Annotated in this window: 21 protein-coding genes; 11 read left to right on the top strand and 10 right to left on the bottom strand. The window is 60.6% G+C overall.

Going from position 1 to position 18,879, the window contains the following annotated elements; translation table 11 throughout:
* Positions 1-48 precede the first annotated feature (48 nt).
* The 3 genes from asnB to HX793_RS19090 form a co-directional block, all read right to left on the bottom strand.
* Positions 49-1,953 (bottom strand): asparagine synthase (glutamine-hydrolyzing), encoded by a 1,905-nt coding sequence (asnB, locus tag HX793_RS19100; protein ID WP_177062264.1) that lies wholly within the window; start codon positions 1,951-1,953, stop codon positions 49-51.
* Between the two features lie 45 nt (positions 1,954-1,998).
* On the bottom strand, positions 1,999-2,958 hold the full coding sequence (locus tag HX793_RS19095) for a diiron oxygenase (RefSeq protein ID WP_016977257.1): 960 nt from the start codon (positions 2,956-2,958) through the stop codon (positions 1,999-2,001).
* A 79-nt stretch (positions 2,959-3,037) separates the two neighbouring features.
* Positions 3,038-3,823: a crotonase/enoyl-CoA hydratase family protein gene (locus tag HX793_RS19090; RefSeq protein WP_016977256.1), complete on the bottom strand. Its 786-nt coding sequence runs from the start codon at positions 3,821-3,823 to the stop codon at positions 3,038-3,040.
* Positions 3,824-3,930: 107 nt separating this feature from the next.
* Here HX793_RS19090 and HX793_RS19085 point away from each other — a divergent pair, with 107 nt between their 5' ends.
* The 3 genes from HX793_RS19085 (at position 3,931) to HX793_RS19075 (ending at position 7,749) form a co-directional block, all read left to right on the top strand.
* On the top strand, positions 3,931-4,728 hold the full coding sequence (locus tag HX793_RS19085) for an AraC family transcriptional regulator (RefSeq protein WP_016977255.1): 798 nt from the start codon (positions 3,931-3,933) through the stop codon (positions 4,726-4,728).
* A 103-nt stretch (positions 4,729-4,831) separates the two neighbouring features.
* Positions 4,832-6,385 carry a DUF726 domain-containing protein gene (locus HX793_RS19080; protein ID WP_177097451.1) on the top strand — a complete coding sequence of 518 codons (1,554 nt, stop codon included), beginning with the start codon at positions 4,832-4,834 and terminating at the stop codon, positions 6,383-6,385.
* Positions 6,386-6,426: 41 nt separating this feature from the next.
* Complete coding sequence (locus HX793_RS19075; RefSeq protein WP_177097449.1) at positions 6,427-7,749, top strand: Nramp family divalent metal transporter; 1,323 nt, start codon at positions 6,427-6,429, stop codon at positions 7,747-7,749.
* Positions 7,750-7,773: 24 nt separating this feature from the next.
* Here HX793_RS19075 and HX793_RS19070 read toward each other — a convergent pair whose 3' ends face one another.
* The 3 genes from HX793_RS19070 to HX793_RS19060 all read right to left on the bottom strand — a co-directional run bounded on the left by HX793_RS19070 (position 7,774) and on the right by HX793_RS19060 (position 9,581).
* Positions 7,774-8,151 (bottom strand): type II toxin-antitoxin system VapC family toxin, encoded by a 378-nt coding sequence (locus HX793_RS19070; protein ID WP_177052218.1) that lies wholly within the window; start codon positions 8,149-8,151, stop codon positions 7,774-7,776.
* The gene (locus tag HX793_RS19065; RefSeq protein WP_100215707.1) at positions 8,148-8,507 is read right to left on the bottom strand and encodes a type II toxin-antitoxin system Phd/YefM family antitoxin; all 360 of its coding nucleotides are present in this window, start codon (positions 8,505-8,507) and stop codon (positions 8,148-8,150) included. The genes HX793_RS19070 and HX793_RS19065 overlap by 4 nt, the downstream gene beginning before the upstream one ends.
* Positions 8,508-8,648: 141 nt before the next feature.
* Positions 8,649-9,581 carry a LysR family transcriptional regulator gene (locus HX793_RS19060; protein ID WP_177052219.1) on the bottom strand — a complete coding sequence of 311 codons (933 nt, stop codon included), beginning with the start codon at positions 9,579-9,581 and terminating at the stop codon, positions 8,649-8,651.
* Between the two features lie 118 nt (positions 9,582-9,699).
* Here HX793_RS19060 and HX793_RS19055 point away from each other — a divergent pair, with 118 nt between their 5' ends.
* The 3 genes from HX793_RS19055 (at position 9,700) to HX793_RS19045 (ending at position 10,905) form a co-directional block, all read left to right on the top strand.
* Positions 9,700-10,188, top strand: coding sequence for a DMT family transporter (locus HX793_RS19055; RefSeq protein WP_016977249.1), 489 nt, complete (start codon positions 9,700-9,702; stop codon positions 10,186-10,188).
* 4 nt (positions 10,189-10,192) lie between these two features.
* Entirely contained in the window at positions 10,193-10,645 is a 453-nt protein-coding gene (locus HX793_RS19050) for a DMT family transporter (protein WP_038850769.1), read from the top strand.
* 89 nt (positions 10,646-10,734) lie between these two features.
* Positions 10,735-10,905 (top strand): metallothionein, encoded by a 171-nt coding sequence (locus tag HX793_RS19045; protein ID WP_016977247.1) that lies wholly within the window; start codon positions 10,735-10,737, stop codon positions 10,903-10,905.
* A 29-nt stretch (positions 10,906-10,934) separates the two neighbouring features.
* On the opposite strand, the gene HX793_RS19040 is transcribed toward HX793_RS19045, so the two are convergent.
* Complete coding sequence (locus tag HX793_RS19040; protein ID WP_177052221.1) at positions 10,935-11,207, bottom strand: hypothetical protein; 273 nt, start codon at positions 11,205-11,207, stop codon at positions 10,935-10,937.
* A 145-nt stretch (positions 11,208-11,352) separates the two neighbouring features.
* On the opposite strand from HX793_RS19040, the gene HX793_RS19035 reads away from it, so the two are divergent.
* The 3 genes from HX793_RS19035 to HX793_RS19025 all read left to right on the top strand — a co-directional run bounded on the left by HX793_RS19035 (position 11,353) and on the right by HX793_RS19025 (position 13,370).
* Positions 11,353-12,117, top strand: coding sequence for an AraC family transcriptional regulator (locus HX793_RS19035; protein ID WP_177097459.1), 765 nt, complete (start codon positions 11,353-11,355; stop codon positions 12,115-12,117).
* An 88-nt stretch (positions 12,118-12,205) separates the two neighbouring features.
* Entirely contained in the window at positions 12,206-12,379 is a 174-nt protein-coding gene (locus HX793_RS19030) for a DUF1427 family protein (RefSeq protein ID WP_016977244.1), read from the top strand.
* A gap of 31 nt (positions 12,380-12,410) precedes the next feature.
* Positions 12,411-13,370 (top strand): quinone oxidoreductase family protein, encoded by a 960-nt coding sequence (locus HX793_RS19025; RefSeq protein ID WP_177052222.1) that lies wholly within the window; start codon positions 12,411-12,413, stop codon positions 13,368-13,370.
* Positions 13,371-13,482: 112 nt separating this feature from the next.
* On the opposite strand, the gene HX793_RS19020 is transcribed toward HX793_RS19025, so the two are convergent.
* The 3 genes from HX793_RS19020 to HX793_RS19010 all read right to left on the bottom strand — a co-directional run bounded on the left by HX793_RS19020 (position 13,483) and on the right by HX793_RS19010 (position 16,567).
* A complete protein-coding gene (locus HX793_RS19020) occupies positions 13,483-14,511 on the bottom strand; it encodes a purine-nucleoside phosphorylase (RefSeq protein WP_177052223.1) in 1,029 nt (342 codons plus the stop codon).
* 14 nt (positions 14,512-14,525) lie between these two features.
* The gene (locus HX793_RS19015; RefSeq protein ID WP_016977241.1) at positions 14,526-15,473 is read right to left on the bottom strand and encodes a nucleoside-specific channel-forming protein Tsx; all 948 of its coding nucleotides are present in this window, start codon (positions 15,471-15,473) and stop codon (positions 14,526-14,528) included.
* A 155-nt stretch (positions 15,474-15,628) separates the two neighbouring features.
* Positions 15,629-16,567 (bottom strand): AraC family transcriptional regulator, encoded by a 939-nt coding sequence (locus HX793_RS19010; protein WP_177052224.1) that lies wholly within the window; start codon positions 16,565-16,567, stop codon positions 15,629-15,631.
* 259 nt (positions 16,568-16,826) lie between these two features.
* On the opposite strand from HX793_RS19010, the gene HX793_RS19005 reads away from it, so the two are divergent.
* Both HX793_RS19005 and HX793_RS19000 read left to right on the top strand, forming a co-directional pair.
* Positions 16,827-18,086, top strand: coding sequence for an ABC transporter substrate-binding protein (locus HX793_RS19005; protein ID WP_438810854.1), 1,260 nt, complete (start codon positions 16,827-16,829; stop codon positions 18,084-18,086).
* Positions 18,087-18,104: 18 nt separating this feature from the next.
* Entirely contained in the window at positions 18,105-18,878 is a 774-nt protein-coding gene (locus tag HX793_RS19000) for an L-iditol 2-dehydrogenase (RefSeq protein WP_177052226.1), read from the top strand.
* Position 18,879 lies beyond the last annotated feature (1 nt).

The raw sequence follows: 18,879 nt of genomic DNA, 5'->3' as shown, positions 1-18,879 counted from the left end.
CTCCTTGGGTCAGGCGGCACACCGCGATCGCGAGGTGCCGCCGGGAAGTCAGTTCAAGGCGAAGCGTTTTTGCATCAGGCACAGCCCGGCGATTTCCATCAGCAGGTTGTCTGCCGAAGCGCGTTGGGCGGTGGACAAGCTTGGCAGGGTTGCCAGCAAGGCGCGTACTTTACGCGGGTCGAAGAACGGTACGTTATTCAAGGCCGGGCCGCTCAACACGTCGTTGATCATTTCATACAGCTTCGATTGCGGGCTCTCGGAGGCCGGCGGGGCGCGGAAGTATTGCTTTTTGCGGTCCAGCACAGCCTGGGGCACGTAAGGGCGCATGGCTTCGCGCAACGCGTATTTCTCGGTGGCGCCGCGCACTTTCATGTTCACTGGCAAGCGGCACGCGGCCTCAATCACTTGGTGATCGAGCAGCGGTGGTCGACCTTCCAGGCTGCCGGCCATTTCCATGCGGTCGCCCAGGGAGGTGAGCACCACGTTGGGCAGGCTGGACTTGGCCACCATATACAGCGAACGGTTGACCGGCTCCCAGCCGTTGAGCGCCCGTGGGCTCAGGCGATCGTAGAACTCGCGATAGGCATCGGTATTGCTGAAACGCTCACGAAAGTCATCGCTGTACAACTGCGTCAGGGGGCCGAACAACGCCGACTGGGTTTGCAGCCAGGACACGCCGTGGCCCAGTTCGTCCTGCACCCATTTCACATCATTTTTGCCGCCGGGCAGGTAGCGATCTTCGCTGGCATGCAGGCGTCGGGTGAGTTCGGCGATTGCCGTCGGGTCCTGGTTTTCGTGGTTGTACAACACCATGTCGCGACGATAGTGCGGGTAGCCGCCGAAGACTTCGTCGGCACCTTCACCCGTGAGTACGGCGCGCATGCCCTGTTTTTGCACGTATTTGCACAGCAGGTACTTGGCCACGCTGTGAGCGTTGGCGAAGGGCATTTCGGCATGCCACAGGGCATTTTCGAAGTTGTCCGCCATGTCGGAGGAGTTCACCGACAGCACGTTGAGGTGGGCGCGGTTATGTCGGGCGGCCACTTCGGCATATTGACGTTCGTCGTAGGCCTGCTCGCCCTCGAAAGATAAGTGAAACGCCTGCAAGGGCTGGCCGGTCAGCTCGGTGGCGATGCCCAGCATGGCCGACGAGTCGAGACCGCCACTCAGGCACACACCGACCGGTACATCGGCATGCAGGCGCAGGCGCACGGACTCTTCGATGGTGTTGCGCAGGGACTCGATCATCTCGGCTTCGCTGCGCTGCTCGGTCGCCTGGGCATCCGGGAAATCCCAGTCCCAGTACTGCTCGGTCTGCAGGCCGCTTTCGTCGGCGATGATCCAGCAACCCGGTTTCACGCTGCGAATGTTGTTGAAGACGGTACGGTCGCGCAGGATAAAACCACGATTGGCGTAGGCTTCGTGGTCCCACTGTGCGGGTACACCGGCGGCGAGCAAGGCTTTGATTTCGGACGCGAAGTACCAGGCACCTTCATGCTCGGTGTAGTACAGCGGCTTGACGCCCACCCGGTCACGCACGGCAAACAGCTTTTTGCGCAGGCGATCGAAGATCAGGATGGTGAATTCGCCGCGCAGTTGCTTGAGGCCGCGTACGCCATGGCGGCGGTACAGGTGCATGGCGATTTCGCTGTCGGACGAGGTCTTGAAGCGGCAACCATCGCTCTCCAGTTCGGCGCGGATGCGTTGATAGTCATAGAACTCGCCGTTGACCATCATCACCAGGTCGCCTTCGTCGGCCACGATAGGCTGGGTGCCGTTACCCAGGCCGACCAGTCCCAGGCGCACATAGCCAAAGGCGGCCTGGCCTTGGGGGTCGAACCATTGGCTGGAACTGTCCGGGCCGCGATGGTGGATGGCACGCAGGGCGGCATCGAACATGTTCGGGTTGAACGCACGAGGTTGTTTGGCAAAGACGCCAATGTATCCACACATGACAATTACTCTATTGAATTTGTAGTGATCAGCAGCACGCTGGTTTCAAACGGTGATGGCCGGTTCGCTCATCATCTGCGGCTCGGGGAGCACCGCTTCGGGGTGTATGCCAATGGAGCTGAGGATCTCGGGCATGGCCGAGTAGTCTGCTTCGCCGGTCTCGGTAAATTGAGTCGGCAGCAGCAGCGACTGATCGCCGAACACTTCGAGCAGTTGCGGCAGGATGATTCGCCACGCCGAAATCTCGCGCATCGGGAAGATCCGGATGGAGTTGGCGATGCCGCGAGTAAACAAAGCGGTTTGCTGCGCGTTGAAGTCACCGACCACCTGCTGCACGAACAGCGGGAAGATGTGCTTGTGCACCAGCTCGTCTTTTTTGTGCAGGGCCACCACGTGGCGGAACACCGGCTGGATGTCTGGCGCGTCGCTGAGGTCGGCCAGGTAGTCGCTGATAAACGTCTCCGAGACCAGCGAGAAGGCCAGGCGGTAGATCTTGAAATCCGCCTCGGACAGGGTGGCCTGGGCCTGGCTCAGGTGGCGGGTCAATTCCAGCTCCGGCCATTTGATGCGCATGCCGCGCTGGGTAATCGCCAGTTCACACATGTTGATCGAAAACAGCGTGTGATAAGCCTCATCCGCCAGGGTTTCGGAAATCGTCGCGGCGCTGGCAGAGCTCAGCCGCGAGCCCAACTGCAGCAGGTCGATGCAGGACGGGCAGATGATTTCGGTTTCGATGGCGATGGTTTTCTGGTTGTAGATCACCCAGCCGGCCGACAGGATCAGCAGCTTCAGGGCATGGGGGTAGTGCTGGTAGTGCGGATCATGGGCAAAAGGTAACAGGGCCTCGAGAAAGTCCGGCGCTTGCAGGTCAAGCTGGATATCCGGACGTTGGGAATCGAGCTTGATCTGTGCGCGTTTGTGCCAGCTGCGTTCGATTTTGATCAATCGTTCATCGGTCGCATCATTGCTGCGATAAAGATCGTCTTGAGTGCTGTGCTGAAACATGGTTTCACCAGGTTGATAGTGATTGTGAAGGCCATCCATGGTTTGCCGAGGTGCGCTCGGCAACGTTCACGACCGGGAGTTACACCGCTGGCGCGGTCTGGATCTTGTCCTTCTTGCGATCCAGGAAGTCCGCCAGGCGGTCCTGTGTGCGGATGTCCGAAGACACCACGGCGGCAATCAAGGCTTCCGTCATCAGGCCGTCCTGCTGGCTTTGATCGACAATGCGCGGCAGCACGTGGGTTACCGCGTAGTTGGTCATGGGCAGGTTGCCGGCGATCTTGTGCGCCAGCTCGGTGGCCTTGAGTACCGCCTGGCCGACCGGCACCAGGTACTGGGCCACGCCGCGCTCATAGCTTTCCTTGGCGTAGAGCGTGCGGCCGGTGAGCATCATGTCGGTCATCAGGGCGATGCCGGCGATGCGTGGAAAACGCACCGAGGCGCCGACGCCGACATACAAGCCGCGCATGGCCTCAGGCAGTGAGAAGAAGGCGCTGTCATCCACCACGCGCAGGCTGCAGGCGGTGGCGATTTCCAGGCCACCACCGATGGCAGCGCCGGTAATGGCAGCGACGACGGGCACCTTGCCGAACTGGATCAGTTCAAAGGTCTTGTGCCATTCGCGGAAGGCCTGGACGTTATCGATCACCGATTGGTCGCGGATTTCCGACAGGTCCAGCCCCGTGCAGAAATGTTGGCTGGTGCTGTACAGCACGGCGGCACCAATGCCTTCGGGCATGTTGGTGAAGGTATCGCGCAGTTCGTGCATGACTTCCAGAGACATGGCGTTTCGCTTCTGCGGGCGGTTGAGACCCACCATCAGAACGGCGCCGTCTACTCGTACGTCCAAGTAGTTTTTGACACTCATTTTCCGAATATCCCTTCGAGATGAACCCAACTTGGGGAGCGACGATTCTAGGTGGCAGAGTAGTGGCCCGCTTGCTATGTCAGGTCATACTTTGACAAAATCGGGCCATGCCGCCGACCTTCATCTATTCCCCTTACGAACCCGACAGCCCCGAAGCGGTGGTGACGCTGCGCGAGTACCCGTCCGGCACGGTATTTCCACGGCATACCCACCGGCGCGGGCAGTTCGCTTATGCGTCCACTGGTGCGTTGAAAATGTTCACCGACCTCGGTAATTGGGTCGTGCCGCCTCAGCGGGCGATCTGGGTGCCAGGCGGGGTGTCCCACGAGATGCACATGCGCGGCGATGTGGTGATGCTCAATACTTACTTGGACGACGACGCGGCCCGGCGTGCTGGGTTGCAGGACTACTGCCAGGTGTTTGGCGTCTCGCCGCTGTTGCGCCATCTTCTGCAAGCGGCACTGGCGATCGGGCCATCGGCGTCGCCGAGCGTGCGCGACTGCTGCGTGCTGACTCTGTTGATCGATGAAATCGGCGCCATGCCCGAGTTACCCCTCAGTGCGCCGTTGCCCTCCGAAGCACGCTTGGCCCGTTCTTGTCAGCGATTTCTAGAGGCGCCGACGCAGAAGATTTCCATCTGTGAGATGGCCGACTGGTCGAGCATGAGCCGGCGTACCTTTACCCGTAACTTTCGTGAATGCACAGGCATGACCTTTGTGTCCTGGCGCCAGCAGGTGTGCCTGTTGGAGGCGACGGCGCGGCTCAGTCATGGCTCGTCCATCACCGATGTGGCGTTCGAGTTGGGGTTCAGCAGCTCCAGCGCGTTCACCTCGGTATTCCGCCGCAACCTGGGCGATTCACCGGCGCGCTATTTGGCCAAGTCCAAGGCCGCCTCTCTGTTTTGAAAGGACGAAGAGGCCAATGCGGTGCCTTTTCCCCCAGCGGTCCGACGTTGAACCCCGCGCTTTGTTACTATCGCCGTCCCTTGTCACCAGGAGTCATTGCCCCATGCAGCACCAGTGGGATGAAATGCACCGCACCCGCAAGCCCACGTTCCTGATGTGTGGTGAGCCCCAGGGCGATGTGCTTAATCTCTATGTCCACGGTTATTCGGCGTTTTTCAACCGGCAACAACTGGGCAGCTTCAAGGCGCAGTTGGCGGGCATCGAAGGCTCGACCAACCTGATGTTGTTCTGGCCGGCGGGGCATTTCCTGGAAAACCTGTTCGCGCCGTTCAAGGATGTGATCGGCGCGATGCTCGGCGGCGGTAGCCTGGGCGCAGCCACCGTGGGCGTGGGCAAGGCGATTGCCTACTTTCTCGACCACTATAAAAGCGTCGAGGCACGGGTGGACGAGGTCGCCAGGAGCTTGCTGCCGGAGCTCGCCAGTTTCCTGCACGGTGAATCCCTGGAAGTTCGGCGCATCAACCTGATCGGCCATTCCCTCGGCGCGCGTATCCTGGTCAAAAGCCTGCTGGCCCGCCCCGATATCGCCCGCGAGCTGCCTTTGGACAACCTGTTGCTGATGGGCGGGGCGATATGCACATCGAGCCCGTGGGATGACGTGTCCGCACCGCTCAAGGGGCGCGTGATCAACTGCCACTCCAGCAAAGACTGGGCCTTGGCCCTGAAACCTGACACCGAACGATGTATTGGCCGTTACGCGATCCCCGTCACTCCGGCGCTCAAGGCCAAGGTCAGCAACGTGCACCTTGCGACCTTCGATCACGCCGCCTACTGGCCGCAGTTGCAAAAAGTGGTGCAGTACACCGACCTGCTGCACGAGCGGCGCGGCATGATCCGCTCCGACCAGCGTAGCGCCGACGTGCGTTTCGCCGAAGAGGATGCGGATCTGTTCCCGGCGCTGGTGCAGGCGCGGCCCGAGGAGTTGAAGTTCCTCGCCGAATTGATGGCACAAAAACGCAGTGCATCCATAGACGCCTGCGTGCGCGAGCCGCTCAAGCTGGCCATTGAGTTGCAGCGCATGGGCGGCGATACCTTTATGAACCTGGCCCGAGGTCATGGCGTGAGTTACCGCCAGATTGCTGAGGATGTGGTGCAGCGGTTGGGGATCAAGTTCGATGAGCCGCTCGATACCGTCGAATTGGCTGACCTTGAAACCCAGGTCGCCGAAAAGCTCATCGAGCAGTACAAGGACAAACTCAGCAACGCCGACCGCCAGGTGTTCGACGCCGAACTCAAGGCCGCCGCGCAAAAGGAGCAGGGCTTGTTCAACCGTTTCGATGTCGGCCGATCGGCGACCACCGCGTTGAGCGGCACGGCGCTCGCCGGGTTGACCGGGTTTATCCTGCGTCGTGGCGCGGCCACGGCCATCCCGGTAGTGGGCCAGGCACTGGCCGCAGCGATGCTGCTGGTGAGCGGGGTCCGGGCGTTTTCCGGCCCGGCGTATTCAATCACCACCCTGGCGGTGCTTGTGATAGGTGTGATCCGCCAGCGCATGGAGCGTGAAGCACTGAACCAGGAGATGGACCTGGTGGTGCAAGTGGTCGAAGCGTTCGACCTGCCGCGGGACACGGTGATGCGCACGGTTGCGTCCGACTGATAAGCTGCGCCTCTATCGAGTGTGTTTGCCTGGGATGCCGCGTGAAATTCAGCCTGCCAAAAATCGCCACCGCCCCGTTCTGCCCGCCGGAAGTGGCCGGTTCTGTTGCCGTTGATCCCAAGGCTTCGTTCTTCAAGCGCGCGCTGATGTTCGCCGGCCCAGGCTTGCTGATCTCCATTGGCTACATGGACCCAGGCAACTGGGCCACGGCCATCGAGGCGGGCTCACGTTACGGTTACAACCTGCTGTTCGTGGTGTTGCTGGCCAGCCTGGCGGGGATGGCCGTGCAGTGCCTGTGTTCACGGCTGGGCATCGCTACCGGCAAGGACCTGGCGCAACTATGCCGTGAGCGCTATAGCCAGCGGTCTGCACGCACCCAATGGGTGCTGGCGGAAATCTCCATCATTGCCACCGACCTCGCCGAAGTACTCGGCTGTGCCCTGGCCTTCCACCTGCTGCTCGGGGTGTCGCTGACCACCGGTATTGTCATCACCGCCTTCGACACGCTGCTGATCCTGGCCCTGCAGAACCGGGGTTTCCGCCGCCTGGAGGCGATCATGCTCGCGCTGGTGGCAACTATCGGCGTGTGTTTCTTCATCGAACTGGTCCTGATCAAACCCTACTGGCCAGACGTGTTCAGCGGTTTCACCCCGTCACTGTCGGCCATCAGCGACGCTGCGCCGCTGTACCTGGCCATCGGTATCCTCGGTGCCACGGTGATGCCCCATAACCTCTATCTGCACAGCTCCATCGTGCAAACCCGCCTGATCGGCAAGGACCTGGCCAGCAAACAGGACGCGGTCAAGCTGGCGCGTATCGACACCATCGGCTCACTGGCCCTGGCCCTGTTGGTCAACGCTGCGATTCTGGTGCTCGCCGCCGCCGCCTTCCACAAGACCGGCCACACCGAGGTGGTCGAGATTCAGGATGCCTATCACCTGCTTGATCCGCTGGTCGGCGGTGCCTTCGCCAGCATCCTGTTCGGCATTGCCTTGCTCGCCTCCGGGCAAAGCTCCACCTTTACCGGCACCATCGCCGGGCAGGTGATCATGGAGGGCTACCTCAACCTGCGCATTCCCTGCTGGCAACGGCGTTTGATCACCCGTGGCCTGGCGCTGATCCCGGCGTTTTTGGGGGTATGGCTGATGGGCGACGATGCCATCGGCAAATTGCTGATCCTCAGCCAGGTGGTGCTCAGCCTGCAGTTGCCGTTCGCGCTGTATCCGCTGATCCGCATGACCGGTGACAAGCAACTGATGGGGCCGTTCGTGAATCGGCTGCCGACACGCTTGCTGGCGTGGTTTCTGTTTGCGGTGATCAGTGGGGCGAATGCCTGGTTGATAGGGCAGTGGGTGTTTGGGTAGGCGCACCGAAGCAATTGGGGCGACTCACACCAGAATTGCCAGGGACGTGTATTGGGCGACCTGCGGATCGGCGGTCAATAGCTTCATGGGCTCGCTGATGGCGGTCGCAACGATGAGCCGATCAAACGGATCCTTGTGATGGTGCTCAAGGTCCTTAACCGCGATCGCATGTTCTGAGGTGATGGGCAGTTCGACGAATCCGCTTTCCAGGCAGTACTCACGGATTTCATCCAGATCGACGGTGAGTTTCCCCAGGCCGACCTTGATCGAGATCTCCCAGAATGTTGCAGCGCTGATGTAAACCTCTGCTGCGTTCTCAATCAGCTTCTTGGCTTTGCTGGATAGCTTAGGATCTTCGCTCAGCGTCCAAAGCAGAATATGGGTATCCAGCAATACTCTCATAAGCGGTTGCCTTCGAAGGCATCGAGTAGGTCGTCAGGCAAAGGTGCATCGAAGTCTTCAGGAATGATGAGCTTGCCTTTCATTGCACCGATTCTCCGCCCCTTGGATTTGCCGACGGGCACAAGTTGAGCCATCGCACGTCCATGCTTGGCAATAGTAATGACCTTGCCTGCGGCAGCCTCATCAACCAGCTTCGACAGATTATTTTTCGCTTCACCCAGAGGTACGGTAGTCATGTGGTTATCTCCGTATTTTGGCCAAATATAGCCAAAACTACGTGCACTATCAAAGACGGCCAGACCGCTGGCTGAAGCCGCTCGCGCAGCGCGCGATATTTTGGGGTAAGTGAATTCCATGGCAGCGCTCTCAAAAAGATATCGTCAGAGTCTGCCGCAGCCTGCAGAGACCAGAAATACTGGCCCGGAAAATCAGAACGGACCTACCTTTTGCTGTAAGGAAATTTCCTTCATGGCGACGCTCTTCTCGACTTGGAAAGGTTACCGATCCCAATACGGCACCGCTCCAAAACACTCCACAAAATAATCAATCACTGTCCGCACCTTCAGCGACAACCGCCGGCTCCCCGGCCACAGTGCCGCAATCTGCTGCGGCTCCAATGTTGTCGCCACGTCGTACTCCGTCAGCACTGCCCGCAAAGCGCCCGCACGCAAACTGTCGCCGATCAACCACGACGGAAACACCACCAGCCCCAACCCTTGTTCGGCGGCATAGCTGAGCGTGTCGGCATGGTTGCCGGTGATCGGGCCCTTGACGCTGTGAGGTGTCCAGTCGCCCTGGCCCTTGCGGAAGAACCAGCGTTGCTGGCCGGTAATGCCTTTGTAGGCCAGGCACTGGTGGTTGATCAGTTCGTCAGGATGTTGCGGAGTGCCGTGTCGGGCCAGGTAGGCCGGGCTGGCGGCGATGCGAAAGCGTTGGGGCGCGAAGATCCGCGCCTGCATGCTGGAGTCGTTGAGTACGCCGATCCGAAAAAGCAGGTCGGTACCGTCTTGCAGCGGGTCGACATAGGTGTCGGTTTGCTGGATATCCAGTTGCAGCTTCGGATAACGGCGGCACAACTCGCCCAGCCAGGGGGCGAGATGGCGCTGGCCGAACACCATCGGCGCATTGATGCGCACCAGGCCGCTAGGCTCGCTTTCCTGTTCCTGCAGCGCCTGGCCGGCGGCTTCCAGTTGTTCCAGCATCAAGCGCGCATGTCGTCCGAGCAGGCGCCCGGCCTCGGTGGGGCTGACGGCGCGGGTGTGACGGTAGAGCAATTGCTGGCCTAGAGCCTGTTCCATCAGCTGGATCTGCCGGGAGATGGAAGAGGGCGCCAGGCCCTCTCGGCGCGCCACTTCGGAAAAGCTGCCCAAGTCCAGCACGGCGACGAACAGGCGCAGCGCCTTGAAGCTCAGTTCATTCAAGCCTTGCATCACGTCTCCAGGCTGTGCATTTTGCGCAAAGGTGTTGTCGGCATGCTCCCATTTATTGCACAGGACGGCCACCGGATAATGCGCGCCATCCAATCCTTTGTTGATGTGCAGGTGGTGTATGCAAGCAAGTTCCATCGAGGGCGTGGCGTTAGCCAAGCCGAAAAAAAATGGCCTGCGGCTAATGCTTTTGCCGCTGGTGATCCTGGCTGGCATGGGTTTGTCGGTTGAAGCCGGCCTGCTCGGGCCATTGGGTGTGCAGGTCGGGCATTTGTGGGCCACCTTGAGCATCTTTGGCGTGGGCTCGGCGATCCTGTTTCTACTGCTATTGTTCAGTGGCCCGCGAAAAGGCCCGGCGTTGTCCGAGCTGCCGCGCTGGCAGTTGATCGGTGGTTTCCTGGGGCCGATCTACGTGGTTGTACTGACCCTGGCCACGCCGCATATCGGCATCGCGATGACCATGATCGCGATTCTTTCGGGGCAAGTCGGCAAGAGCGTGCTGATCGATCATTTCGGCTGGTTCGGCGCGGCGCGCAAGCGGGTCAATGGCGAACGCTGGATCGCCCTGGCGTTGATTGTGGTGGCACTTGTTTTGATTGCGCGAGGTTAAGGCGATGAATCTGATTCTGTTACTGGTAGTGGTGGTCGCCGCAGGTGCGGTGTTGAGTGTGCAAGCCGCCATCAATGGTCGCCTGGGCCAGGCGGTGGGTGTATTGCGCGGCAGCCTGGTGACCTTTGGCGTGGGCGCGATTGTCACTGCGTTGTTGATCCTGTTCTTTGAACCCGCCCAGGCAGTGAGCTTGCTGGATGTGCCGAAATGGCAACTCACGGGGGCCTTGTTCGGAGTGGTGTACATGATGGTGATGGTCGGCGCGGTGCCTGTCGTCGGCACGGCGGTAGCGACGGTGGCGGTGATCGTCGGGCAATTGGGCATGGGCATGCTGATCGACAACTTCGGTTGGCTGGGCAATCCGGCGATTGAATTGTCGGGTGCGCGGATTGTAGCGATGGTCTGCCTGGCCCTGGCGCTGCTATTCATGTACCGCAGCAATACCCGCGCCGACTGACGGTTTGAACCATCGCCGACGGGCCGCAGTCACTCATTAAGGTGTCGGCGCCCGCCGCACCGGGACGACCAAGAAAAAGGAGTCTGACCATGCCAGATAAGACCTGTGCCTGCCCACACTGCAAGTGTGTGCTGGGAGCTGACGCGGTAATGAAGGACGGCAAGGGCTATTGCTGTCAGGGCTGTGCGGAGCACCATGCGCATGGTGAACCGTGTGCGGCGGCAACTGGGTGCGAGTGCGCTAAATCCGCCAAGGGTTGACGTGTTTGTGGGAGCCGGTCAGCCGGCTCCTATTGATGCTCAAGTTCGAGCCGCAGGCTATGGTCGGCCAGGTGTAGACGATGCTTGACCACGCCACGGGTGCGTCGTCCCTCCAGCGCAAACACCACCGTCTGCGCATCACGTAGATCTTCCGGCAACGGTTGAAATACCTTCAGTACCGTCCCATTAGCTTGGTGTTGCGAGCTCACTTGGCATTCGACATGCCGCGTTATCGGCCCGAACAGGGTGTCCTGGGTGTAATCGATCCGTGCCTTGCCGTTGACCGACAGTATTGCATCCATAGCCTCTCTCCTTGATCAAGCCAGTAGCGCACGCTTCCGATTGCGCCGGTATAAGCCAATGATCCACGTGGCCCGTAAAAATTCACTCGGATTGTCGAACGGTGGTCATTACCATGGCGGCTCACCCTTGACTGATGTGCACTCCATGGCCCTGGCTGCGCCTCCCGACCTCAGTGATCACGCCGTCCCCGTACAACCCCTGGCGCGCACCTATCTGCGTGGGCTGTACGTTGAACCGCATAGCCATGACTGGGGCCAATTGCTCTACGCCATGAGCGGCGTGATGTGGGTCGAGACCCCGCGCGAAGCCTTGGTGGTGCCGCCGCAGCGCGCCGTCTGGCTGCCGCCTGGGGTGGAACACGGGATTCGCGTGGTGTCGGATTTGCAGATGCGCAACATCTACCTGCGTCCGGCACTGGCAGCCACGTTGGACAGCCGGGTGCAGGTGATAGAAGTCGGTGGGTTGCTGCGTGAGCTGATCGTCACGCTGGTGGACCAGGGCGATAACGGCGATGCGGCGTATTACGACGCCGTGGTCAGCCTGGCCTTGCTGGAATTGCAGCGGGCGCGCCGCTCGCAGATCCGCATTGCCATGCCGGTGGACGCCGATCGACGGCTGATCAGCGCGTGCCAGGCGGTCATGGCTGCGCCATCGCTGGAGATTGCTTTCGAGCAGCATGCTGAAGCCGCCGGCGCCAGTGTGCGTACTTTGTCGCGGCTGTTCCAGAACAACCTGGGCATGGGCTTTGCCGAATGGCGCCGCCAGGTGCAACTAGCCACGGCGGTGGCGGAGTTGATCCAAGGCCAGCCGGTCAGTGCCATCGCACGTTCCCTCGGCTATTCCCCCAGCAGCTTCAGCGACATGTTCCGCCGCGAACTCGGTATCGCGCCTTCGCAGTACGTCGGCTAAGGAGTTGGCCGAAATTCTGAAGCACTTGGCCGATGCTTCAGGATTCAGCGCTATAGACTGAGCGCATCCACCCACAAGGCGCTGCCCCATGAACTACCTCGTTTCCCTCGCCATCGGCCTGTTTGTCGGCGTGATCTACGGCGCCTTGGATTTCCGTTCGCCCGCACCGCCGGCCATCGCCCTGGTGGGCCTGATGGGCATGCTGCTGGGCGAAAAGCTCTGGCCCATGGGCCGGCATCTGGTGGGCACTTGGTTCTCCTGATCATTTTTTTTCACTTCGATGGATATTGGCCATGAAAGCACTGCAATTTTCCGCCACCGGCGACCTCGCCGCCCTACGCTTCGTTGATGTCGCCACTCCGGTGCCGGCCGCCGGTGAAGTACTGGTGCAGGTCAAGGCCGCCGGCCTTAATCCCAGTGACGTCAAAAACGTGCTTGGTCGCTTTCCCTACACCACGTTGCCGCGTATTCCCGGTCGCGATTTTGCCGGAGTGGTAGTGGAAGGCCCGCAGGAACTGCTGGGCCAGGAAGTCTGGGGCACCGGCCGTGACCTGGGTTTTTTTGCCGACGGTTCCCACGCCCAGTACCTCACTGTGCCGGCCAAGGGCGTGGCGCATAAGCCCAGCCATTTGAGTTTTGCCCAGGCCGCCAGCCTCGGTGTGCCCTATACCACCGCCTGGGATGCCCTCGAGCGCAGTGGTGTGACCCAAGGCACGCGCCTGTTGGTGATCGGTGCCAATGGTGCGGTGGGCAGCGCCACCCTGGCCCTGGCAAAAATCCGTGGCGCCCAGGTGCTGGCCGCTGTACGTCGGCCAGAGCAGGTCGAGGTATTGCAGGCGCAAGGTTGTGAAGCGATTACCTTAGGCAAACCGGAAGAACTCGGCGCGCAGGTCAATGCGGTGTTCAAGGGCGGTGCCGATGTGGTCTTCGACACCACCGGTTTCTGGCTGCCGGCAGCCGTAGCAGGGTTGGCGCCGTTCGGCCGCATCGCGATCATCGCCGCGCCGGTGGACGGCCATGTACAACTGCCGGCCCTGGCGCTGTATCGCAAAGGCGGCTCGGTGGTGGGGATCAACTCGTTGCTCTACAACTGCGAGCAATGCGCGGTGATGCTGGAGCAGTTCGGACGATTCTTTGATGAGGGCCTGTTGCCGTTGCCCACCGGCTTGCGTGAAGTGGCGCTGGCCGATGGGGTGCAGTGCTATGAGGAAGTGAATCAAGGCAGCGCGGACAAAATCATCTTCCTGCCTTGACACCTATCAAGTGTGGGAGCGGGCTTGCTCGCGAAAGCGGTGTATCAGCAGACATACGCGTGACAGGTAAAACGCATTCGCGAGCAAGCCCGCTTCCACATTTTGATCTCCACTAGGCATCGGGAACACCGTTCTCCCACGCCGACCAGTTCTTGAGGATCGCCTGTACCAGCGGGTTGCCCGTGCGGTACAGGTTCTCCAGCGCCGGCACAAAACCGCCCTGATCCGCGTACTTCAGCAGGTTGTCCACTTCGCTGTAGCCAGGGTACGGGCGGTCGAAGTCGGAACCAGCACGTACTACCGCCAGGCGCTGGATATCCACCAGGCCTTCGCGACTGGCGCGCAGCAGGGCTTCGTAGGTGGAGTTGTCTTCCTGTTGGGTGGTGCAGTATTCGCCTTTGTTGTCGGTCAGCAACTTGGTCCAGACTTCGGCGCGTTCGCTCAGGCGTGTACCGGAAAACCAGGTGTTGCCCGCCAGGGTGTCGCAGCGCGTGACTTGCGGCGGCTGGTTGGCCGGGGCGGCGGGGTAGTGTTTGCGCCAGGCAGCGGACTCCTTGCTTTCGGTCAGCTCCACTTTTTGTGACAAGGCAAACGCCTTGGCCTGCAACTTGGGGTTCAGCTCAAATACTTCGGTCTTGTAGTCCAACGGTGGTTTCTCGTTGGGACCTTTGGTGTTGATCCCGATGTAGCCTGTCGGCCAATCCTTGGGCGCGTCCCGCGAATCCAGCTCCCACTGGGTGCCGAATTCCACCAGGTAGTGCGCCCAGGCGGCAGTGCCGATGGTGCCGTGCTTGGGGCTGATGCCCGCGATCCCGGCGATCAGGAAATAGCTCTGGCGCAGGTCGAATCTAGGCGACAAGGCCAAGGCCAGGGTGGACGCGGCGGCGTTGGTCTGGCCCATGCCGGTGACCAGCAGGCACACGTCCTGGGTGTTGCAGCGGATCACCGGGTATTCAGCGGACAGCCCTGGCACGCGGACTTCCTGCTTGAGTTCCAGGCGATCGATCCAGGTTTGCGCCTCAGGGGCAAACATGGTGATCAGCATGACCTTGGGTTTGATCGGCGCAGGCGTATCGGCCAGCACCACGTGGGGCAGCAGCGCCAGGCCGACAGCCATGGAGAGACGGGTAAACGCGTTCATCTAAAGCTCCTCTATCAGAATTGGTAGCCCACGCCGGCGTAGTAACCCCAGCCATCGGAACGGGCGCGGAAGTTGCCTTCGCCGAAATTCAACTCACTGCCGTCTTCCCAGTTGCCGCCGTTATGGAAGTAACGGCCGACCAACGTGAAGCGCAGGTGGGTGAACGAGTACAGCAGCACATTGGTCGCGACCAGCGAGTTGGCGGTGCGCGCCGGGTTGTCCTTGTGCAGGTCGGAGCCGAAATCGTAGTTGGTGAAGCCGATGTAGGTCAGCGAAGCACCGTTATCGAATTTGCCGATGGGCACGATGTACTTCATCTGCGCACGGTAGCCATCCCATGAATATTCATTGCTGGCGCCGTAGTTTTCCCACTGGTAGCGCCCGTAGAAGTTGGCCGACAGGTTCACCCGCGAATGGGTGTCGATGTCGGTGCCGAGGCCGCTGTACAGGGTGTTGGCGCGGTTTTCCTTGCGGCTGCCATGGTCGTAGATCCAGTCGAACGCCACGTACCATTCCTTGAACGGTCCGATGGCCAGGCTACGACCCGCCAGGTAGTCGATGGAGATGCGCGGCTCATGTTCCATGAACACCGGCGAGCCATGGTCCCACACCCCTTTGTCATTACTGTTACCGATGGTGAGGATCTTCGGCACGTCGATGTAGCCGTACAGCTCAAAAGGCCCTTTGCGACCGAAGTACTCGTACTCCAGGTAGACATCATCCTGGGGCTTGGGGCCGAAGCTGATGTCTTTACTGCCGATCAATGTCAGGTCCTGGTTGAACCAGTCCGACAGGTACACGCCTTTTTTCGCCGGGCTGGCTTCAGGGCTGAGGGTTTCGCCCTGTGCTGAGTCATCCACGGGTTTTTCCTGCGCCAAAATGGGGGCGCTGAGTACTCCCGTAACGGCGGCCAGTAGCAAGGAAACACCAAAGGAGGCAGGACGCCTTGAGGTGAAGTGCATTGAAAATCCCTATTCGTACGCGGTTTGAACCCGATTCTTCGGGTAAGGGTGAACTTGGCTGGCAAGTTCGTACCGCAAACGTTTGCACAGGCTGTACCAAGTTTGCTCAATCGGTTGATCAAATTGAAAAAAACGGGATTTAGTCGACCTTTTGGTCAGAATTGACTGGGTGTCATTTTCTCAATGCGTTGGAACAGGTGCATTGCTGTTTCCCGCCGATAGTCACTCGGCGTCTGCTGCATCTCGATACGGAAATGTCGATTGAAATTTGACAGGTTGGCGTAGCCCACTTCAAAGCAGATGTCTGCCACCGACATGTCGCTTTGCAACAGCAGCCGGCAGGCGCGCTGTACACGAAACTTGCGCATCAGGTCGATAAAGCCGTGGCCGGTGTTGCGCTTGAAGAAGCGTGAAAAGCCCGGCTCGCTCATCTCCAACTGTTGCGCGATCACCGACAGGCGCACATCGCCGGTCAGCTCGCGCATCAGATAGTCGAAGGCCTTGTTGATGCGTTCGGCGCTGCGTGCATCCAACGTCGGCGCATAACATGGGCTGGCCAGGGCCTTGACCTGTTGCGTCGGGGCGCTCTTCAAGGTGTCGAGCAGTTGCAGGAACAGGATCAGGCGCTGCAGGCCGTGGGCATTGCCGATGGCTTCCATCAAACGGGCGGCCTGCGCGGCGGTGTCACCGGTGAATTCCAGGCCACGCCGGGCGTGCTCGAACAGGGGCTGAAGGTCACCGAGTTCCGGCAGGGTCTTGCGCAGGGCGAGCAGGGCGGCGCCGTCGAATTGCAGCACCACGTCGCGGCCGCTCAGGTATTCGCCGGGGGCCAGCTCGCCGATCCAGTCGTGGGGCAGGTCGGGGCCGATGAGGGCCACGTGCCCGGCACTGAACGCACCGATATAGTCGCCCGCTACCAGTTTGCCGTTGCCCTGGCGGATGAGGTGGATTTCAAATTCTGGATGATGGTTCCAGCGCGCCAGGTCGTAGGGGTAGTCGTGTTCGAACCAGCGGAAGCAATGCTCCGGCTCGGGCAGGATCACTTCCAGCTCGGCAGGGCGATGCTCGAACAGCGTGGCGCGGCTGATGGGCATGATGATGCCTCTTACGGGTGGAATCTCCTCAAAATACGCGGGATGGCAACCCGCACGCTACCCCCGGTTTCGCCGAGGGCTGATACTTTTTTGATCCTGGCGTCGCAGTTAAAAAAGTATCAGTCGGGCATCCCCCATTCGTTTGTGGGGCCCTGGTCAAGCTGCTGTAATCGACGCTCAACAACAAAAACAACAGGTAGAAACCGCTATGTCCAAGCTCCTGCAAGCGTTGTTCCTGCTTTCCGGCCTGGCGCTGGCCATGCCCAGCCACGCCGCCGACACCGTGACCATCGCCACGGTCAACAACAGCGATATGATCCGCATGCAGCGTCTGTCCAAAGTGTTCGAAGCGCAGCACCCGGACATCAAGCTCAACTGGGTGGTGCTGGAAGAAAACGTGCTGCGCCAGCGCCTCACCACCGATATCGCTACCCAAGGCGGGCAGTTTGACGTGCTGACCATCGGCACCTACGAAACCCCACTCTGGGGCGCCAAGCACTGGCTGGAACCCTTGACCCAGCTGCCGGCTGATTATGACGCCGACGATATCTTCCCTTCGGTGCGCCAGGGCCTGTCGGTCAACAACACGCTGTACGCCTTGCCGTTCTACGGCGAAAGCACCGTCACCTACTACCGCACGGACCTGTTCAAACAGGCCGGGTTGAGCATGCCCGCGCATCCTACCTGGACCCAACTCGGCGAGTTCGCCGCCAAACTCACCGCCAAGGACAAGGGCCAATATGGCCTGTGCCTGCGCGGCAAGGCCGGCTGGGGCGAGAACATCGCCTTGCTGAGCACCATGGCCAATGCCTTTGGCGCGCGCTGGTTCGACGAGCAGTGGAAGCCCGAACTGACCAGCCCCGAGTGGACGGCGGCCGCCAACTTCTACGTCAACACCCTCAAGCAATACGGCCCGCCGGGCGTGTCCAGCAATGGTTTCAACGAAACCCTGGCGCTGTTCAACAGCGGCAAGTGCGCGATCTGGGTGGATGCCAGCGTCGCCGGATCCTTCACCACCGACAAGAGCCAGAGCAAGGTCGCGGACAGTGTCGGTTTCGCTGCCGCGCCTACCGAAGTCACCGATAAAGGTTCTTCGTGGCTGTATGCCTGGTCCCTGGCAATTCCGGCCACGTCCAAGCACAAGGACGCCGCCAAGGCCTTCATCAGTTGGGCGACTTCCAAGGAGTACATCCAGTTGGTCGCTGATAAAGAAGGCATCACCAACGTACCGCCGGGCACTCGACAATCTACCTACAGCGAGGCGTACTTGAAGGCTGCCCCGTTCGCCCAGGTGACCCTGGAAATGATGAAGCACGCCGATCCTGCGCACCCTTCGGCCAAGCCGGTGCCGTACGTGGGCATCCAGTACGTGACCATTCCCGAGTTCCAGGCCATTGGTACCTCGGTCGGCAAGCTGTTCTCTGCGGCGCTGACCGGTGGCATGTCGGTTGACCAGGCCCTGCTGGAAGCCCAGTCCACCACCGAGCGCGAAATGAAACGCGCCGGCTACCCGAAATAACTTCTACAGGACCTTTTCATGAAACGACTTGAAGGCAAGAGCGCGCTGATCACCGGTTCGGCGCGTGGCATCGGCCGCGCCTTTGCCCAGGCCTACATCGCCGAAGGCGCCACCGTGGCTATCGCCGACATCAACCTGCAACAGGCCCAGGCCACCGCTGCTGAGCTGGGCCCACAGGCCTATGCCGTCGCCATGGATGTTACCGACCAGGCGTCCATCGACGGCGCAATTGCCGCTGTGGTCGGCCACGCCGGCAAGCTGGATATTCTCATCAACAACGCCGCATTGTTTGACTTGGCGCCCATTGTCGACATCACCCGCGACAGCTACAACCGCCTGTTCTCGATCAACGTCGCCGGCACGTTGTTCACCTTGCAGGCCGCCGCGCGGCAGATGATCAGCCAGGGCCACGGCGGCAAGATCATCAACATGGCCAGCCAGGCCGGACGCCGCGGCGAGCCGTTGGTGGCGATCTACTGCGCGACCAAGGCGGCGGTGATCAGTTTGACGCAATCGGCGGGGTTGAACCTGATCAAGCAGGGCATCAACGTCAACGCCATCGCACCGGGTGTGGTGGATGGCGAGCATTGGGATGGGGTGGATGCATTGTTTGCCAAACATGAGGGGTTGGCGCCGGGCGAGAAGAAAAAGCGGGTAGGGGGCGAAGTACCGTTTGGGCGGATGGGCACGGCGGAGGATTTGACCGGGATGGCGGTTTTCCTGGCCTCGAAGGACGCCGACTATGTGGTGGCCCAGACTTACAATGTCGATGGCGGCAATTGGATGAACTAGA

The organism is Pseudomonas reactans (assembly GCF_013387025.1).
GTDB lineage: Bacteria > Pseudomonadota > Gammaproteobacteria > Pseudomonadales > Pseudomonadaceae > Aquipseudomonas > Aquipseudomonas reactans.
This window is presented reverse-complemented; position numbering and strand designations above follow the sequence as displayed.

Coding starts and splice junctions, on each gene's coding strand:
- asnB (WP_177062264.1), bottom strand. CDS start 1,953: ATGTGTGGATACATTGGCGTCTTTGCCAAACAACCTCGTGCGTTCAAC.
- HX793_RS19095 (WP_016977257.1), bottom strand. CDS start 2,958: ATGTTTCAGCACAGCACTCAAGACGATCTTTATCGCAGCAATGATGCG.
- HX793_RS19090 (WP_016977256.1), bottom strand. CDS start 3,823: ATGAGTGTCAAAAACTACTTGGACGTACGAGTAGACGGCGCCGTTCTG.
- HX793_RS19085 (WP_016977255.1), top strand. CDS start 3,931: ATGCCGCCGACCTTCATCTATTCCCCTTACGAACCCGACAGCCCCGAA.
- HX793_RS19080 (WP_177097451.1), top strand. CDS start 4,832: ATGCAGCACCAGTGGGATGAAATGCACCGCACCCGCAAGCCCACGTTC.
- HX793_RS19070 (WP_177052218.1), bottom strand. CDS start 8,151: ATGAGAGTATTGCTGGATACCCATATTCTGCTTTGGACGCTGAGCGAA.
- HX793_RS19065 (WP_100215707.1), bottom strand. CDS start 8,507: ATGGAATTCACTTACCCCAAAATATCGCGCGCTGCGCGAGCGGCTTCA.
- HX793_RS19060 (WP_177052219.1), bottom strand. CDS start 9,581: ATGCAAGGCTTGAATGAACTGAGCTTCAAGGCGCTGCGCCTGTTCGTC.
- HX793_RS19055 (WP_016977249.1), top strand. CDS start 9,700: ATGCAAGCAAGTTCCATCGAGGGCGTGGCGTTAGCCAAGCCGAAAAAA.
- HX793_RS19050 (WP_038850769.1), top strand. CDS start 10,193: ATGAATCTGATTCTGTTACTGGTAGTGGTGGTCGCCGCAGGTGCGGTG.
- HX793_RS19045 (WP_016977247.1), top strand. CDS start 10,735: ATGCCAGATAAGACCTGTGCCTGCCCACACTGCAAGTGTGTGCTGGGA.
- HX793_RS19040 (WP_177052221.1), bottom strand. CDS start 11,207: ATGGATGCAATACTGTCGGTCAACGGCAAGGCACGGATCGATTACACC.
- HX793_RS19035 (WP_177097459.1), top strand. CDS start 11,353: ATGGCCCTGGCTGCGCCTCCCGACCTCAGTGATCACGCCGTCCCCGTA.
- HX793_RS19030 (WP_016977244.1), top strand. CDS start 12,206: ATGAACTACCTCGTTTCCCTCGCCATCGGCCTGTTTGTCGGCGTGATC.
- HX793_RS19025 (WP_177052222.1), top strand. CDS start 12,411: ATGAAAGCACTGCAATTTTCCGCCACCGGCGACCTCGCCGCCCTACGC.
- HX793_RS19020 (WP_177052223.1), bottom strand. CDS start 14,511: ATGAACGCGTTTACCCGTCTCTCCATGGCTGTCGGCCTGGCGCTGCTG.
- HX793_RS19015 (WP_016977241.1), bottom strand. CDS start 15,473: ATGCACTTCACCTCAAGGCGTCCTGCCTCCTTTGGTGTTTCCTTGCTA.
- HX793_RS19010 (WP_177052224.1), bottom strand. CDS start 16,567: ATGCCCATCAGCCGCGCCACGCTGTTCGAGCATCGCCCTGCCGAGCTG.
- HX793_RS19005 (WP_438810854.1), top strand. CDS start 16,827: ATGCCCAGCCACGCCGCCGACACCGTGACCATCGCCACGGTCAACAAC.
- HX793_RS19000 (WP_177052226.1), top strand. CDS start 18,105: ATGAAACGACTTGAAGGCAAGAGCGCGCTGATCACCGGTTCGGCGCGT.